Raw genomic sequence first — 16,685 nt, forward strand, 5'->3', positions numbered from 1 at the left:
ATGCCGGCTGGTCCCGGGCACACGCAGCGAGCGAAGACAGACCTGGTAATGCAGACAACGGTCCAAGCAGACAGATGGGATCGCTGGCGCCTGCCTTCATTGGCGGCGGCCGTGTGTCTGATCGTCGTGGTGCCGTCGTTGCTGCTGCAGCAGATGGCGCACAACGCCAATCAGGCGGCGGTATGGGTGTCGCACAGCCAGGACGTGCAGGAAAACGCGCAGCGCCTGGAAGCGGCGATGCGCAATGCCGAGTCGGCTGCGCTGATGCGCTCGCACGGCGTCGAGCGACCGGCGCTGCTGGAGCGCATGCGCCGTGGGCGCAGCGAGGCCTTCGCTGCGGTGCAGCGTCTGATCGAACTGACCAAGGACAATCCCGCGCAGCAGGTGCGCATGGGGCGGATCCAGAGCACGATCGAGCGGCGGATGGTGCTGGCCGAGCGCATCGCGGTGACCACCTCGCCGGAGCAGATCCGCGCGCTGATCAACGAGATGACGCTGAGCAACCCGATCCGCGTGCTGATCGACGAGGTGCAGGTCGCCGAGGGACGCTTGCTGACCTTGCGCAGTGCGCGCGCCGAGACCGAACGCCTGCATTACGCAGTGTTGAGCTGGGCCGCGCTGGCGGTGCAGCTGCTGTTGCTGGCCACGGTGATCTGGCTGCTGCAGCGGCAGATCCGTCGTCGCCTGGCGGCCGAGCAGGAATACCTGCGTGCCAACGGCCGTGCCAGTTCGGTGCTGCAGACCGTGCGCGAGCCGATCGTGTTGCTGGATGCCAGCCAGCGCATCGTGCTGCACAACCCGGCGTTCGCCGAGCTGTATGGCCTGGAGGATCGCGGCAACGAATTGATGACGTTGGACGAGGTGGGCGAGGGCGCGTGGCGCGATCCGCAGATCCACCAGCGGCTGGCCGATGTGTTGCTGCGCGGCCGCGAGCTGTGGGATTTCGAGCATGAGCAGCGCGGCGCCGATGGCGTGTTGCGCACCATGCTGATCAACGCGCGGCGCATGACGTTGCCCGACACCGCCGACGAGGACGTGGTGCTGATGACGGTGAGCGATATCAGCCTGCAGAAGGCGTCGCAGCTGCGCATCCAGGAGCTCAACCGGCAGATGGAAGGCAAGGTGGAGCAGGTTTCGGAGGTCAACCGCGAGCTGGAAGCCTTCAGCTATTCGGTCTCGCACGACCTGCGCGCGCCGTTGCGGCACGTGGCCGGTTTCTCGGACAAGCTGGCGCGCCACCTGGGCGATGCAGCCGACGAAAAATCGCGCCATTACATGGAAGTGATCAGCTCCTCGGCGCGGCGCATGGCCTCGCTGATCGACGACCTGTTGGTGTACTCGCGCCTGGGCCGCAGTGCGTTGCGGCTGCAGGCGGTGGACATGCAATCGCTGGTCGCCGAAACGCGCGCGATCCTGGATTCCAACCTGCAGAGCGAGAATACCGGTCACCGTGTGGACTGGCAGATCGCGCCGTTGCCGGTGCTGGTGGCCGACGAAAACATGATGCGCCAGCTGTGGATGAACCTGCTGGGCAACGCCGTCAAATACAGCGCCAAGCGCGAGGTGGCCAAGATCGAGGTCACCTATACGCCGATGGCCGATGGCGGGCATCAGTTCAGCGTGCGCGACAACGGTGCCGGCTTCGACATGGAATACAGCGCCAAGTTGTTCGGCGTGTTCCAGCGGTTGCACAAGGCCAGCGAGTACGCCGGCACCGGCATCGGTCTGGCCAGCGTGCGGCGCGTGCTGACGCGCCATGGCGGCCGCATCTGGGCCGAAGGCATCGTCGATGAAGGTGCCACGTTTTATTTCGTGCTTCCCCCTGCGCTCGAAGCGCCCAACCAAGAGTTCACCGTATGACCGCCATTCGTACCATTCTTCTGGCAGAAGACAGCCCGGCCGATGCGGAAATGGCGGTCGACGCCCTGCGTGAAGCCCGTCTGGCCAACCCCATCGTGCACGTCGAGGACGGTGTGGAAGCGATGGATTACCTGCTGCGCCGTGGCGCCTTCGCCGATCGCGAGGAAGGCCTGCCGGCGGTGTTGCTGCTGGACATCAAGATGCCGCGCCTGGACGGGCTGGAAGTGCTCAAGCAGGTGCGCAGCGACGAGACGCTCAAGCGCCTGCCGGTGGTGATCCTGTCGTCTTCGCGCGAAGAGAGCGACCTGGCGCGCAGCTGGGACCTGGGCGTCAATGCCTATGTGGTCAAGCCGGTGGATGTCGACCAGTTCTTCAACGCGGTCAAGACGCTCGGGACCTTCTGGGCGGTGATCAACCAGGCACCGGAGCTGGACTGAACCATGCCGCATGAGGGTGGCAAGCTGGAGCAGCTGAAGATCCTTCTGGTGGAAGATTCACCGGAAGATGCCGAGCTGTTGTCCGATCAGTTGCTCGATGCCGGCATCGATGCGGCGTTCGAGCGCGTGGACAGCGAGCCCTCGCTGCGGAGCGCGCTGGATACGTTCCAGCCGGACATCGTGCTGTCGGACCTGAGCATGCCGGGGTTTTCCGGTCACCAGGCGCTGCGGTTGGTGCGCCAGAACGGCGCCACCCCCTTCATCTTCGTCTCCGGCACCATGGGCGAGGAGACCGCGGTCAAGGCGCTGCAGGATGGCGCCAACGACTACATCATCAAGCACAACCCCACGCGATTGCCGAGTGCGGTGGTGCGCGCGATCCGCGAGGCGCGCGCCGATCTGGAACGACAGCGCGTGGAGAGCGAGTTGATGCGTGCGCAGCGCCTGGAAAGCCTGGCGATGCTGGCGGCCGGCCTGAGCCACGATCTGCGCAACATCCTGCAGCCGTTGCTGATCGTGCCCGACCTGCTGGCCGGGCGCACCGACGACCCGCAGTTGCGGCAGCTGGCCAATGTGGTGGCCGAATGCGGCCGGCGTGGCCACGAGATGGCCGAGTCGATGCTCTCGTTCGTGCGCGGCTCCAACAAGCCGCGCGAGCAGGTGTCCATCGCCAACCTGTTCCAGGCCGTGCAGATGCTGCTCAAGAGCAGCCTGCCCGACGGGGTGCGCCTGCAGATGGACGCCATCGCCTCGGACCTGACCATCGAAGCCAACTACACCGAGTTGCAGCAATGCCTGCTCAACCTGGGCTTGAACGCGATCCAGGCGATGCCCGGCGGTGGCACCCTGATTCTGTCGGCCGACCAGCACGATGCCACGCGCGTGCGCATGAGCGTGGCCGATACCGGCGTGGGCATGAGCGACGAAACCCGCGCACGCCTGTTCAGCCCGTTCTTCACCACCAAGGCCGATGGCACCGGGCTTGGCCTGATCTCGTGCAAGCGCATCGTGGAAAGCTACGGTGGCAGCATCCAGGTCGACAGCCGCCTGGGCGAGGGCACGCGCTTCGACATGATCGTGCCGATGCGTGCGGCGGCAGTCGTGGCGGCCGAGGCCGACCCGCCGCTCGCGCTGGGCCACGGGCAGCGCATCCTGTTGGTGGATGGCGAGGCCACGCGCCTGTCGCTGCTGGGCAATGCCCTGTCCAGTCAGGGCTATCAGCCGCAGCTGGCCACCGATGGCGCTGCCGCGCTGCAGCTGGTGCAGCAGCACGCCATGCCGGATCTGGTGATCATCGACAGCGACATCATCCTGCTGTCTGCGGTGAGCGTGCTGCTGAGCATGCAGGAGCTGGGGTATCAGGGCCCGGCAATCGTGCTGGAAGACATGGGCGCGCCGTTGCAGCGCGTGCACTTTCCGCCGGATATCCCGGTGCATGTGTTGCGCAAGCCGCTGGAGATGCGCCGCGTGTTCCGTGCCGTGGCGCACGCGCTCGAAGTGGCCTGAGGCCGCATCGGTCCGCTGCGTGGGTGCCGGATCACCGCCGGCATGCCGCAACAGTTGACGCTGACGCCGGCCGCATGCGCGAATACCGCATGACCACCGTGCTTCTCAGCCTCGGCAGCAATGTCCAGCCGACTCATTACCTGCGCTTGGCCGTGGCGGCCTTGCGCGCGCGCTTTGGCCCGCTCGCGGTATCCCCGGCGTATCGCACGCCGGCCGTGGGCTTCGACGGGCCGGATTTCGTCAACAACGCCGTGGCGCTGCAGACCGATCTGGAGCTGCATGCGCTCGATCACTGGTTGCATGCGCTGGAAGACGCGCACGGCCGCGATCGCAGTGGGCCACGCTTCAGCGACCGTACCCTGGATGTGGACGTGGTGTTCTTCGGCGATTGCATCATCGAAGGCCCGGGCCAGTTGCGCATCCCGCGCCCCGAGCTCAAGCACGCGTTCGTGCTGAAGCCGCTGGCCGACATCGCGCCGGACTTCGTCGATCCGTTGAGCGGGCAGACACTGGCCGCGCTCTGGCAGGCGCATGCGCAGTACGGCGCTGCCTTCACCACGGTGGACCTGGAGCGCGCAGCGGCAACGGCCGATATCGCGCAGTAGCGCCGCCGCCCGACCGGCGTCACTGCGCTACCGTGGTTGCGTGCAGCGCAGGGCGATCGCGCGGATGCGCTGTGACTGGCGAAGGTAGCCGGCGTCGCAGCCGCGCGTGCAGGCACGCAAGCCCGCCAAGAGCGGCCGACAAACCGTAGCGAGCAGTGTCAGGTGTGGGCGCGGCCGGCGCGCATGAACCGGAGCGTACGAGCGGCACATGCCGGTTCCGGGCAGCGGCCGCGCGCGCCTGGCAGCCGTGGCGCTGGCCGCTCTAGCTGAGCTGACGGCCGCCATCCACATGCAAGGTGTGGCCGGTGATGAAACCGGCGTCGTCCAGCAGCCAGCGCACGGCCTCGGCAATTTCTTCCGGCGTGCCGATGCGCGCCAGCGGGGTGCGTGCCAGCAGCGCCTGCTTGGCGTCGGAGGGCTTGCCTTCTTCCGGCCACAGGATCGCGCCGGGCGCCACCGCATTGACGCGCACCTGGGGCGCCAGCTCCAGCGCCAGCGAGCGGGTGAGCATCTCCAGTGCGCTCTTGGAGGCGCCATACAGGGGGTGGTTGCGCATCGGCTGCTGCGCGTGCAGGTCGGTGAGGTTGACGATGGCGCCATGGTGCTGGCGCAGCTGCGCGGCAGCGGCCTGGGCAATGAAGAACGGCGCACGCGCATTGACCGCGAACAACGCGTCCCATTGCTCCGGCGTGGCCTCGCCCAGGGCGGTGGGAAAAAACGCCGAGGCGTTGTTGACCACCGCATCCAGGCGGCCGAACGCATCGATGCACTCGGCCACCAACTGCGCAGGGGCCTGTGGCAGGCGCAGATCCGCAGACAGTGCGTGCGCACTGCCGGCGCGTTGTGCGCACAGTTCGGTCACGCGTGCGTCCAGCGCCTGGCCGGAGTGGTGCGCATGCAAGGCCACGCGGTAGCCGGCTGCGTGCAGCGTGGTGGCGATCTGCGCGCCGATGCGGCGGGCTGCACCGGTGATCAACACCACCTTGGAACTGTCTGTCATGGCGTACTCGCTCGGCGTTGCAAAGGGCTCGGCTATCCTGTGCATTGTCCCCGCAACCGGTGCCCGCATGCACGCCGACCTTCCCACTCCCGATTCGGACGCGCTGGCGCACAGCGACCAATTGGCCGCGCACCTGCGCGCCGAAATCCAGGCCGCTGGGGGTGCGATTCCGTTCTCGCGCTTCATGGAGCTGGCGCTGTATGCGCCGGGCCTGGGCTATTACAGCGCCGGCGCAAGCAAGTTCGGCGAGGCCGGTGATTTTGTCACCGCACCCGAGCTTGGGCCGCTGTTTGCGGCCACCGTCTCCGGTGCGCTGGCCCCGGTGCTGCAGCAGCTCGGGCCGCAGGCGCGGGTGCTGGAAGTCGGTGGCGGCAGCGGCGCATTTGCCGAAGTCACCCTCAAGCGGTTGCTGGAGCTGGATGCGCTGCCCGAGCGCTACGCGATCCTGGAGCCCAGCGCCGACCTGCGCGAGCGGCAGCGCGAACGCCTGGGCCGCAGCCTGATTCCGCCGGTGTTCGATCTGGTCGAGTGGCTGGATGCGCCATTCCCCGACGATTGGGATGGCGTGCTGTTCGCCAACGAGGTGATCGATGCATTGCCGACGCCGCGGTTCGCGTTGCGCGATGGCGAGGTCTACGAGGAAACCGTGGTGTTGGACGCGCAGCAGCAGTTTGCACGTGGCGAGCAGCCGGCCGATGCGTTGTTGAGCGCGGCGGTGCGCCACCTCGAGCGCTACCTGCAACAGCCGTTTGCCGACGGGTACCGCTCCGAGTTGCTGCCGCAGCTGCCGTACTGGATCCAGGCGGTGGCCGGTGGTTTGAGACGCGGTGCAATGCTGTTTGTCGATTACGGTTATCCGCGCGGCGAGTTCTATCGTGCGCAGCGCGAAGACGGCACCTTGCGGGCGTTCTATCGCCATCGCATGCATGAAGACCTGTATCGCTGGCCAGGTCTGCAGGACCTGACGGCGTCGGTGGACTTCACCGCATTGGCCGAGGCCGGCACCGGTGCCGGTTTCGAGTTGGCCGGCTACTGCACGCAGGCGAGTTTCCTGTTGGGCAATGGGCTGGATGCCTTGCTGGCCCAGGCCGAGACGCGCACCGATGACGTGGGGCGCATGCGTCTGCGCGAGCAGATCAAGCGGCTGACCTTGCCCAGCGAGATGGGCGAGCGCTTCCAGGTGATGGGGTTCTCGCGCGATGTGGACTTCGCTCCTGCATTCCTGGCCGGCGATCTTACGTGGCGGCTGTGACCCCGGCGCTACGGCCGTTCCATCGGCCGCGCGTGTGGGTAGGATTGTGGGTCGCGGCCATCGGCGTTCTCATCGCGGTGTGCCTTGGGCCGCCGCCGGAATTTCCGGAGCTGCCGTCCAACAGCGACAAAGCGGAACATTTCCTGAGTTTTGCGCTGTTGTGCTGGGGGGCGGTGCAGTTGTTCGCAACGCGACGTGCGCTGTTGCTGGCGGCGTTCGGGTTGGTGCTGTTGGGGATCGGGATCGAGATCGCGCAGGGGGCACTGACCACCAATCGCAGTGCCGATCCCTATGACGCGCTGGCCGACACCTTGGGCATCCTGGCCGGGTTGTGCCTGACATGGACGCCGCTGCGCTTGGTGATGCTGCGAATGGATCAGCGTTTGTTTGGTGCACGCTGATTCTGCAAGACGGTATGGGCAGGGCCGCAGATTCACGGGGTGTCCTGCCGGCAGTGAGGGTGCGGCGCGTTCGACCAGACTTGAAGACAGCCAAGTGATCGCGATACGCACAGTGCAGTCGTCGCTACCTGATTGCTCAGTACTGGCAGATCAGGCGGAGAGCGGATCATCTGCGCCGTTGCGGCAGGGTCCTTGCCCGCCCACCATCGCAGGACACGCTGCAAGTACGTCCATGTAGCTCCTTGGCGGCATCCATGCCGCCAAGGGTCCAGCGACGGTGGGCGGGCAAGGACCAGTCGTGTTGGTCGGTGTGCAGAGCTATCAGCAGAGCAACCAGCAAACCATGTGATGCGGTGTCTTCGCTCTTCAGTAAAACCACCAGCCAACCGTCTGGCGTGGTGTCCTCGCCGATTGCGGGACCGTGTGGCGGCATGGATGCCGCCATCGAGCCTCCACGGACGGATTCACGGCGTGTCCCGCGAGCGGTGAGGGCACCGCGCCTTCGACCAGACGTGAAGATCGCCAAGCGCTCGTGATACGCACAGTGCAGGCGTCTCGACCTAATTGCTCAAGACGTACAAATCAGGCGGAGAGCGGATCATCTGCGCCGTTGCTGCAGGGCCCTTGCCCGCCCACCATCGCGGGACACGCTGCAAGTACGTCCATGTAGCTCCGTGGCGGCATCCATGCCGCCAAGGGTCCCGCGACGGTGGGCGGGCAAGGACCAGTCGAGATGGTCGGTCCGCATGGATATAAACCAGCGACGATCAGGCTGGCGATGCGGTGACCTTTGCTCTTCGATAAAACCACCAACCAACTGTCTGGCGTGGTGTCCTCGCCGATTGCGGGACCGTGTGGCGGCATGGATGCCGCCACCGAGCCTCCACGGACGGATTCACGGCGTGTCCCGCAAGCGGTGAGGGCGCCGCGCCTTCGACCAGACGTGAAGATCGCCAAGCGCTCGCGATACGCACAGTGCAGGCGTCTCGACCTAATTGCTCAAGACGTACAAATCAGGCGGAGAGCGGATCATCTGCGCCTTACTGCAGGGCCCTTGCCCGCCCACCATCGCAGGACACGCTGCAAGTACGTCCTTGTAAGCTCCGTGGCGGCATCCATGCCGCCAAGGGTCCCGCGACGGTGGGCGGGCAAGGACCAGTCGCGATGGTCGGTACGCAGCGTTTTCGACAAGCAATCGACAAGCAGCGTGACGCGGTGTCTCCGCCGTGGAGCTGATCTAATCCTCCGGACAAGTCGTCGGCAGCGGGGCAGTCCCATGGCGACCGCATACGGAGTGCTTGTCGTTGTCAGACGGGCATGCGTACCGGGCGCTCGCGCAACCACTTGGTTGCCACCCACTTTTCGCCGGCCAATACGGGGGCGCCGGCATGCAGGCTACGCGTCATCGGGTGCGGGCGGTCGTAGCTGAAAAACACTGCGTTACCTTTCACTGCGGCAACGTCCAGATGCACATCGGGGAAGCGGGTGGCACCACCGCGTTCGGGCGTGTTGAGGTACATCACCAACGACGCGACGCGTTGACCGCCGGCCTGCAGCAACACCGGCGTGCCCGCGGCGTCGGGGTCGAAGTAATCGTAGTGCGGCTGATATTCCGCACCGGTGACGTAGCGCAACACCTGAAGGCCTTCGCCGTGGTCCACCGGCCAATCGAGCAGGCGCGAGATGCGCGCTTCGATGCTTCGGCAAAGTGCATCCTGGCCCAGCTGCAGGCACATGCTGTGGCTGGTGCGTGCGGCATGCACGATCTGCGCGCCGTTGCGGTTGTCTACCGTACGTGAGCGCACCAGCTGCGGTTGTGCGAGTGCGATCAGTGCATCGCATTCGGCATCGGACAGGAACTTCTCCAGCACTACCACGCGCGGCAGCAGCAGGCTGATCAGTACGCGCACCTGACGGTCGCCCAGATCCAGTAGCGATGCATCGTCGTGTTGCAGCAGTGCGGGTACGCGCACCGGCAAGGGCAGGCCGTTTGCCTGTGCGTGTTGCTGGATATGGGCGCGCACCAGCGTCTCGACTGCATCGATGGCGTCCTGCTCGTTCCAGCCCTGATCGAGCAACGGCTGTAGCGCTTGCTCGGGTGGTTGGCCGGCCACGGCCTGCGCAACGATCCAGTCGGCCAGTGCTGGAGCAATCGGGAGGGATGTCATCCCGCCACAGTGCATGCCGAGGTGTGTCAGTGGTGTGTCAAATGTGTCGCGGTAAGACAAATGCAACAGACGCCCCCTATAACGGTGACGGGGATCTTGAACGTGCTCGCCACTGCAGTGAGCGGAACGCAACCAATTCTTGACGACTCCTCTTCATACCGGACCTTTTGACCTGGAGATCAGCCGCATGTCCGTTCGCAATAGCAGCAAGACACTTCTCATGACGTTCGGGACCGCGCTGGCGTTGTCTGCCTGCGGTGGCGGTGCCGACCGTGTCGCGTCGCCGGGCGAAGGCGCGTTTCCGCCCGCACCGGCGCCCGCACCGACGCCGGCGCCCACGCCTGCACCGACGCCTGCACCCACACCGACCGGCCCGGCCGCGGATTGCCCGACCGGCTTTTCCAACGTGGGCACCATCGCCAACAACACGCTGCGCTCGTGTCAGTTGCCGGAGACCATCACCGGCAATCTGGTGGTGCCGGCCCGTGCAGGCACGGCGTATTCGATCAGCGGGCGTGTCAACGTCGGCACCGATCGCGGCGGCAATGCCACCGCGCCAGCGGCCGGCAGCACGCAGGGCATCCTGACCATCGAACCAGGCGTGACCTTGTACGGTTCTGCCGGTAGCGACTACATCGTGGTCAACCGCGGCTCGCAGATCTTTGCCGAAGGCAGCGCCACCGCACCGATCGTATTCACTGCGCGCCAGGCGCTGGATGGCACGGTGAGCGCCAACACCATCGGCCTGTGGGGCGGCATCGTGGTGCTGGGGCGCGCGGCGATCAACAACTGCCCGGGCACCACCGTGTCGGGCACACCGGAGTGCCAGGCGCAGGTCGAAGGTACCAACGCGTTCTACGGCGGTAACAGCGCAACCGACAACAGCGGCTCGCTACGCTACCTGCGCGTGATGTATTCGGGCTTTGAAATCTCGCCCAACAACGAGCTGCAGGGCATCACCCTGGCCGGCGTGGGCAGCGGCACGCGCCTGGATTACGTGCAGATCCACAACAGCTCCGACGACGGCATCGAATGGTTCGGTGGCACCGTCAACGGCAGCCACATCGTGATCACCGGCGCCGACGACGATTCGCTGGATACCGATGCCGGCTGGAGCGGCGCCCTTCAGTACGGCATCGTGGTGCAGCGCGCCGGTGGCGGCGACCGCATGAACGAGTGGAGCAGCCTGCGTCGCCAGCCGTATTCGCGCCCGAAGGTGGCCAACTTCACCTACGTGGGCAATGCGCGCGCCGGTGCGGCGATCATGCTCAACCAGGGCACCCAGGCAGCGTTCTACAACTCGGTGTTCACCCGTCCGGCCGGCGGCACCGGCGATGGCCTGGTGTGCCTGAACATGGCCGACGCCGACACCGCGGGCACCTTCCACTCGGTGTTCTTCGCCTGCCCGACCGCATTCGGCAGCGATGCGCGTGCAGCCAGCCAGTTTGCGGCCGGCACCAACAACGTTGCCAACGGCGTGTCCACGCTGCAGAACACCTTCGTCAATGGCGCCAACGAAACCGCGGTGCCGGCGTTCCAGGGCTTGAACGGAGTGAGCAGCTTCTTCCAGCAGGTGAACTACATCGGCGGCGTGCGCGATGCCAACGACACCTGGTGGCAAGGCTGGACCTGCGGCCTGACCGCCGATCGTCCCTGCTGAGGCACGGCATCGCGCGGCGGCCCGACGCCGCCGCGCGATGCGTCCCGCTTCATCTTTCTGTTGCCAGGGCTCCCACGATGCGAACCTCCACTGTTGCCCGTCTCTCGCGGACGGGCCTGTCTCTTTCCATTTCCACCTTGCTGATGTCCGGCGCCGCACTGGCGCAGTCGGCCGCCAGCGATGCTGCCGGCGGCAGCAGTTCCAGTGCTGCTGCCAGTACGCCCAAGCAACTCGACCAGGTCGTGGTGCGCGGCGAGTACATTCCCGAACCGATGCTGCAGACCTCCGAAGTGGCCTCGTTCGTCACCCGCGAGGACATGGAGCGCACCGGCGACAGCAGCGCGGCGGTGGCGTTGACGCGCGTCACCGGGCTGAGCCTGTCGCGCGGCAAGTATGTGTATGTGCGCGGCCTGGGCGAACGCTATTCGTCGGCGCTGTTCAACGGCTCGCCGTTGCCCAGCCCGGAGCCGATGCAGCGCGTGGTGCCGCTGGACCTGTTCCCCAGCGACGTACTGCAAAGCGTGACCGTGCAGAAGACCTATTCGGCCGATTATCCGGGTGAATTCGGCGGTGGCGTGATCGATCTGCAGTCGATGACGGTGCCGGACAAGCCGTTCCTGTCGCTCACCGTGGGCGGCGGCGCCAATAGCGTCAGTACCGGCGAGAAGGGCCTGACGTATTACGGCTCCGGCGACGACGAGTGGGGCTTTGATGATGGCACGCGCAAGCAGCCGGGCGCGTTGCGCGATGCGATCGGCAGTGGGCGCCGCGTGGACCTGGGGAATTTCTCGCGCGAGGACATCCGCCGCATCGGGCGCAGCATGAACGATGCCAACCTGTATGTGCTGCAGGAAAAGGACAGCATTGCCCCGGACGTCAACGTGGGCGCCAGCGCCGGCTACAGCATGGACGTGGGCGAGGCCAAGCTGGGCATCGTCGCCGTTGCCAGCTACGACAACGAATGGCGCACGCGGACCGGCAAGCAGCAGGACGGCATCTTTGTCGGCGACAGCGTGGAGTTCAATTCCAACTACGACTTCGCCACCACCCGCAACAACGTGCGCAGCAACGGCATGCTGGGGCTGGGCTGGGAATATGGGCGCCACAAGATCGGCTGGACCACCTTGTATGTGCACGACGCACTGAAGGTGGCGCGCAGCCGTGCCGGCCGCGATGAGCTGGCAGGTTTCGATGTGCGCGACGACAACACCGAGTGGTACGAGCGCCAGCTGATCAACAACCAGCTGCTCGGCTCGCATGCGTTCGGCGAATACGATGACCTCAAGATCGAGTGGCGCGCCGCAGTGGCCAATGCAAGCCGTGATGTGCCCTACGAGACCGGCATCCGCTACGAGCTGCTGGATGGCTACTGGGCGCACGATGCGTCGCGCGTGCAGAACTACACCCGCTTCAGCAAGGTCGACGACACCGTGGCCAGCGGTGGTGTGGATGTCACCTGGCGCCTGCCGATCGAGCACGACCTCACCATCAAGGGCGGCCTGGCGTATCTGGACAACGACCGCAGCGCGTGGAGCCGCGAATTCCGCTTCCTGGCGCTGGACGGCCCGCTGCCCTTCCTGAACCAGTATCAGCGCGTGGACTATCTGCTCTCCGACTACAACCTCAGCAACGATCTGCTGCGGCTGCGCGAGACCACCGGCAGTTTCGGTGCGGCCGCCTACGACGCCACCTTGAAGGTGAAGGCGGCGTACCTGCAGGCCGAAGGCGAGATCGTGCCGACCCTGCGGGCCACCGTGGGCGTGCGTTACGAGGACGCCACCCAGGCGGTGCATCCGTACGACATCTTCACCGGCACGCGGCAGGACAGCGTGGCGCCGCTGCAGAACAGCTACGCGCTGCCCTCGGCGACGGTGACCTGGAATTTTGCCGAGAACCAGCAGCTGCGCTTCGGTGCCTCCAAGACCATCGCGCGACCGCAGTTCCGCGAAATGGCGCCGCAGCAATATCTTGACCCGGATATCGACCGCCAGTTCTTCGGCAACCCGTTCCTGGTGGACAGCGAGCTGGTCAATCTGGATGCGCGCTACGAGTGGTTCTTCGAGCCGGGCCAGTACGTCACCATCGGCGCCTTCTACAAGGACATCGACAAGCCAATCGAAGCCATCGTCAACGACGCGCCTGGCGGCGGCATCGTGCAGAGCTTCATCAATGCGCCCAAGGCCACGCTGTACGGTGTGGAGCTGGAGGCCAAGAAGTATCTGGATCTGCCGATTGCCGCGGACTGGTGGGGCGACAAGCGCGTGTTCGTGTCCGGCAATTACACGCGTACCACCTCGGAGGTAAGTGCCAGCGCCGGCGACACGGTGCAGCCGTTCGGCTTCAGTGCACCGGTGCAGGCCAACCTGTTCATTCGTGATGGCTCTGCACTGCAGGGGCAGTCGGATGACATCGCCAATCTGCAGATCGGCGTGGAAAGCGAGAGCACGCACAGCCAGGCCACGTTGATCGCCAACTATGTGGGCGAGCGGGTGTCGGCGCGTGGCCGCCCCGGCCAGCCGGACTACATCGACAAGCCCGGCACTTCGCTGGATCTGGTGATCAAGAAGGGCCTGGTGTGGTCGGGCGATACGTTGTCGGTGAACTTGGCCGCCCGCAATCTGCTCAAGACCAAATACCAGGAGTATCAGAAGCTGGGCAGCAACCGGGTGGACCTGTACACCTACCAGCCCGGCATCAATTATGACATCAGTGTGACCGCACGTTTCTGAGCCGTCGCACGCGTCCGTCACCGCAAACGCCCGTCGTGCCACGCACGGCGGGCGTTTACGTTCTGCCGCACGTCGGCCTGTGCCGGCTTGTGTCATCGCTTTCTTCGAACTGACACATTGCTGCCGCATTCTGTCATCCGTTCGCAATCCTGAGACGGATGTCTGCTTTGCAGCGCGTATTACCCCCCTTGAATGCCGTCATGTCGCTGCGTGGTGTACGCCCCGCCGTGGTCTGCGCGCTGGCCATCCTGCTGGCGGTACAGGCGCTGCGCCTGGTGTGGCTGGTGGTCACGCCGATCGGCCCGCTGGGCACGCGAACGCCCGCCATCGAGGCGACATTGGATCTGTCTGCGCTCGGCCGCGACGTGTTCTATCGCAACGTCGGCGACGCCAGCAGCGATGGGATCGTGCTGCATGGTGTGCGCGCCGGTGACACGCACGCGGCCGCCTATCTCAGTCGCGGCGACGGCAGACAGGGCGCCTACCGGGTCGGCGATGCGGTGGTGCCCGGCGTGGTGGTGCAGGCGATCGCTGCCGACCATGTGCTGCTACGCACCGGCAGCGGCGTGCGCCGGCTGGGGTTGATCGACGCTGCGCCGCAGGTGCCCGCCTCGACCACACCGGTAGCCGGCACGACGACAGCAGGCACGGCCGCTGCGGTGATGTCGAACGTGGGCAACGCCACCAACGCCACCAACGCATCCGCCGCCGCTGCCGTGGACCCGCAGCAGTTGCTGAGCACCGCCGGCTTACGCGCAAGCGAGGACGGCAGCGGCTACACGCTCATGCCGCGCGGCGATGGGGCATTGCTGCGACAGGCCGGCCTGGCCGCCGGCGACGTCCTGACCCAGATCAACGGCCGCACTCTCGATGCCGAACACCTGCGCGAGCTGCAGGACGAACTACGCGATGGTCAGGCGGCCACGCTGACCTACCGCCGCAACGGCCAGACCCACACCATGACCCTGAAGCGCCCGCAATGAGTGCCGTTCGTCCCCTCTGGCTGATGACGGCCACCTTGTTGCTCGCGCTGCCCGCCATGCCGGTCGTATCGCTGCGCGCGGCCGATGCGCCGGCCGTGCGCCTGCAGGACGTGGACCTGCGTGCCTTCATCCAGGATGTGTCGCGTGCCACCGGCATCACCTTCATCGTGGACACGCGCGTGCAGGGCACGGTGAACGTGGCGCGTGCGCAGGCGATGTCCGAGGCCGATCTGCTGGGCATGCTGCTGGCGGTGCTGCGTGCCAATGGCTTGATTGCAGTGTCCAGCGGGCCGGCGACCTACCGCATCATTCCCGACGACACCGCCGCGCAACAGCCCGGCAGTTCGGCCGATGGCAATCTGGGGTTCGCAACGCAGGTGTTCACCCTGCAGCGTGTGGATGCGCGCAGTGCGGCAGAAATCCTCAAGCCGCTGATCGGGCGCGGCGGGGTGATCATGGCGATGCCGCAAGGCAACAGCCTGTTGATCGCCGACTACGCCGATAACCTGCGCCGCATCCGCACCCTGGTGGCGCAGATCGATACCGACCGCGCGGCCATCGATACGGTGACGTTGCGCAACAGCTCGGCGCAGGAACTGGCGCGCACCCTGACCACGCTGTTCGGGCAAGGCGGCGAGCGCAGCAATGTGCTGTCGGTGTTGCCGGTGGACAGCAGCAATTCGTTGATCGTGCGTGGCGACCCCGCACTGGTGCAGCGTGTGGTGCGCACAGCAGTGGACCTGGACGGGCGCGCGGAACGTCGCGGCGATGTCAGCGTGGTGCGGCTGCAGCACGCCAGTGCCGAGCAATTGCTGCCGGTGCTGCAACAACTGGTCGGGCAGACCCCGGGCAATGAGGCGCAGCCCGGGCAGGACACCCGCTCCAACGCGGTGGATGTCGCCAATGCAGCGGGCGCCGCGCAGACGCAGGTGATCGCCCCGGCCGCTGGCAAGCGCCCGGTGATCGTGCGTTACCCGGGCTCCAACGCCTTGATCATCAATGCCGACCCGGAAACCCAGCGTGCGCTGATGGAGGTGATCCGTCAGCTGGACGTGCATCGCGAGCAGGTGCTTGTGGAAGCGATCGTGGTGGAGATCTCCGACACCGCCGCCAAGCGCCTGGGCGTGCAGCTGCTGCTGGCCGGCCGCAACGGCACCGTGCCGTTGATCGCCACGCAGTACAGCGGCGCATCGCCGGGCATCGTGCCGCTGGCCGCGGCGGCGGCTGGCACGCGCAGAGCCAATGCCGACGACGATTCGGTGCTGGAACAGGCGCGTAATGTGGCCGCGCAATCGCTGCTGGGCCTGAGCGGTGGTTTGATCGGGCTGGCCGGGCAAAGCAACGATGCGGTGTTCGGCATGATCATCGATGCGGTCAAGAGCGACACCGGCTCCAACCTGTTGTCCACCCCGTCGATCATGACCCTGGACAACGAACAGGCGCGCATTCTTGTTGGCCAGGAAGTGCCGATCACCACTGGCGAAGTGCTGGGTGCGGCCAACGACAACCCGTTCCGCACCATCCAGCGCCAGGACGTGGGCGTGGAACTGGAAGTGCGCCCGCAGATCAACACCGCTGGTGGCATCACCCTGGCGATCAAGCAGGAAGTCTCGGCCATTGCCGGGCCGGTCAGCGCGCAATCCTCGGAGCTGGTGTTCAACAAGCGCCAGATCGAAACGCGCGTGGTGGTCGAGAACGGCGCCATCGTTGCGCTTGGTGGCCTGCTCGACCAGAACGATCGCCAGACCGTCGAAAAGGTGCCGCTGCTTGGCGATGTGCCTGGGCTGGGTGCGTTGTTCCGGCACAGGTCGCGCAACCGCGACAAGACCAACCTGATGGTGTTCATTCGCCCCACCATCATCCGCGATGCGGCCGATGCGCAGCGCATGACCGCACCGCGCTACAGCTATCTGCGCGACCGCCAGCTGGCTGATGGCGACCCGGAAGCAGCGCTCGATGCGTTGGTGCGCGACTACTTGCGTGCACAGCCGCCGCAGCTGCCGGCCGGCCCACCGTCGGTCGTGCCGAAGCCGACACCGGCACCCACGCCTGTGCCCGCCGCACGTCCCGCGCAGCGCTGATGC

The 16,685-nt window shown here is 66.1% G+C and carries 12 protein-coding genes and 1 other RNA gene; 10 read left to right on the top strand and 3 right to left on the bottom strand.

From position 1 onward, the window contains the following. The first annotated feature begins 48 nt into the window (after positions 1-48). The 4 genes from RZV17_RS03560 to folK all read left to right on the top strand — a co-directional run bounded on the left by RZV17_RS03560 (position 49) and on the right by folK (position 4,408). The gene (locus RZV17_RS03560) at positions 49-1,860 is read left to right on the top strand and encodes an ATP-binding protein (protein WP_355607282.1); all 1,812 of its coding nucleotides are present in this window, start codon (positions 49-51) and stop codon (positions 1,858-1,860) included. Continuing rightward, a complete protein-coding gene (locus RZV17_RS03565) occupies positions 1,857-2,297 on the top strand; it encodes a response regulator (RefSeq protein ID WP_039404375.1) in 441 nt (146 codons plus the stop codon). Before RZV17_RS03560 ends, RZV17_RS03565 begins: the two co-directional genes overlap by 4 nt. A gap of 3 nt (positions 2,298-2,300) precedes the next feature. After that, positions 2,301-3,803, top strand: coding sequence for a hybrid sensor histidine kinase/response regulator (locus tag RZV17_RS03570; protein ID WP_166749568.1), 1,503 nt, complete (start codon positions 2,301-2,303; stop codon positions 3,801-3,803). Between the two features lie 89 nt (positions 3,804-3,892). Then, positions 3,893-4,408, top strand: a complete 516-nt coding sequence (folK, locus tag RZV17_RS03575; RefSeq protein ID WP_166749567.1) for a 2-amino-4-hydroxy-6-hydroxymethyldihydropteridine diphosphokinase — start codon at positions 3,893-3,895, stop codon at positions 4,406-4,408. A 133-nt stretch (positions 4,409-4,541) separates the two neighbouring features. Here the strand turns inward: folK and RZV17_RS03580 are convergent. Then, positions 4,542-4,618: non-coding RNA, sX9 sRNA (locus RZV17_RS03580), on the bottom strand. A gap of 52 nt (positions 4,619-4,670) precedes the next feature. Then, positions 4,671-5,408, bottom strand: coding sequence for a pteridine reductase (locus RZV17_RS03585; protein WP_104579136.1), 738 nt, complete (start codon positions 5,406-5,408; stop codon positions 4,671-4,673). Here RZV17_RS03585 and RZV17_RS03590 point away from each other — a divergent pair. Beyond that, on the top strand, positions 5,407-6,660 hold the full coding sequence (locus RZV17_RS03590) for a class I SAM-dependent methyltransferase (RefSeq protein ID WP_355607288.1): 1,254 nt from the start codon (positions 5,407-5,409) through the stop codon (positions 6,658-6,660). The genes RZV17_RS03585 and RZV17_RS03590 overlap by 2 nt on opposite strands. Continuing rightward, on the top strand, positions 6,648-7,061 hold the full coding sequence (locus RZV17_RS03595) for a VanZ family protein (RefSeq protein ID WP_047697142.1): 414 nt from the start codon (positions 6,648-6,650) through the stop codon (positions 7,059-7,061). The genes RZV17_RS03590 and RZV17_RS03595 overlap by 13 nt, the downstream gene beginning before the upstream one ends. A 1,307-nt stretch (positions 7,062-8,368) precedes the next feature. Here RZV17_RS03595 and RZV17_RS03600 read toward each other — a convergent pair. Beyond that, a complete protein-coding gene (locus tag RZV17_RS03600) occupies positions 8,369-9,229 on the bottom strand; it encodes a 2OG-Fe(II) oxygenase (RefSeq protein ID WP_047697140.1) in 861 nt (286 codons plus the stop codon). A 187-nt stretch (positions 9,230-9,416) separates the two neighbouring features. Here RZV17_RS03600 and RZV17_RS03605 point away from each other — a divergent pair, with 187 nt between their 5' ends. From RZV17_RS03605 to gspD, 4 genes are all read left to right on the top strand, one after another. Further along, positions 9,417-10,889 carry a hypothetical protein gene (locus tag RZV17_RS03605; RefSeq protein WP_039414079.1) on the top strand — a complete coding sequence of 491 codons (1,473 nt, stop codon included), beginning with the start codon at positions 9,417-9,419 and terminating at the stop codon, positions 10,887-10,889. A gap of 77 nt (positions 10,890-10,966) precedes the next feature. After that, positions 10,967-13,618 (top strand): TonB-dependent receptor domain-containing protein, encoded by a 2,652-nt coding sequence (locus tag RZV17_RS03610; RefSeq protein ID WP_355607293.1) that lies wholly within the window; start codon positions 10,967-10,969, stop codon positions 13,616-13,618. A gap of 158 nt (positions 13,619-13,776) precedes the next feature. Then, a complete protein-coding gene (locus tag RZV17_RS03615) occupies positions 13,777-14,601 on the top strand; it encodes a type II secretion system protein N (protein WP_355607296.1) in 825 nt (274 codons plus the stop codon). After that, the gene (gspD, locus tag RZV17_RS03620; RefSeq protein ID WP_355607299.1) at positions 14,598-16,682 is read left to right on the top strand and encodes a type II secretion system secretin GspD; all 2,085 of its coding nucleotides are present in this window, start codon (positions 14,598-14,600) and stop codon (positions 16,680-16,682) included. The genes RZV17_RS03615 and gspD overlap by 4 nt, the downstream gene beginning before the upstream one ends. Positions 16,683-16,685: the final 3 nt, after the last annotated feature.

This window comes from Xanthomonas cannabis (genome assembly GCF_040616535.1).
GTDB lineage: Bacteria > Pseudomonadota > Gammaproteobacteria > Xanthomonadales > Xanthomonadaceae > Xanthomonas > Xanthomonas cannabis.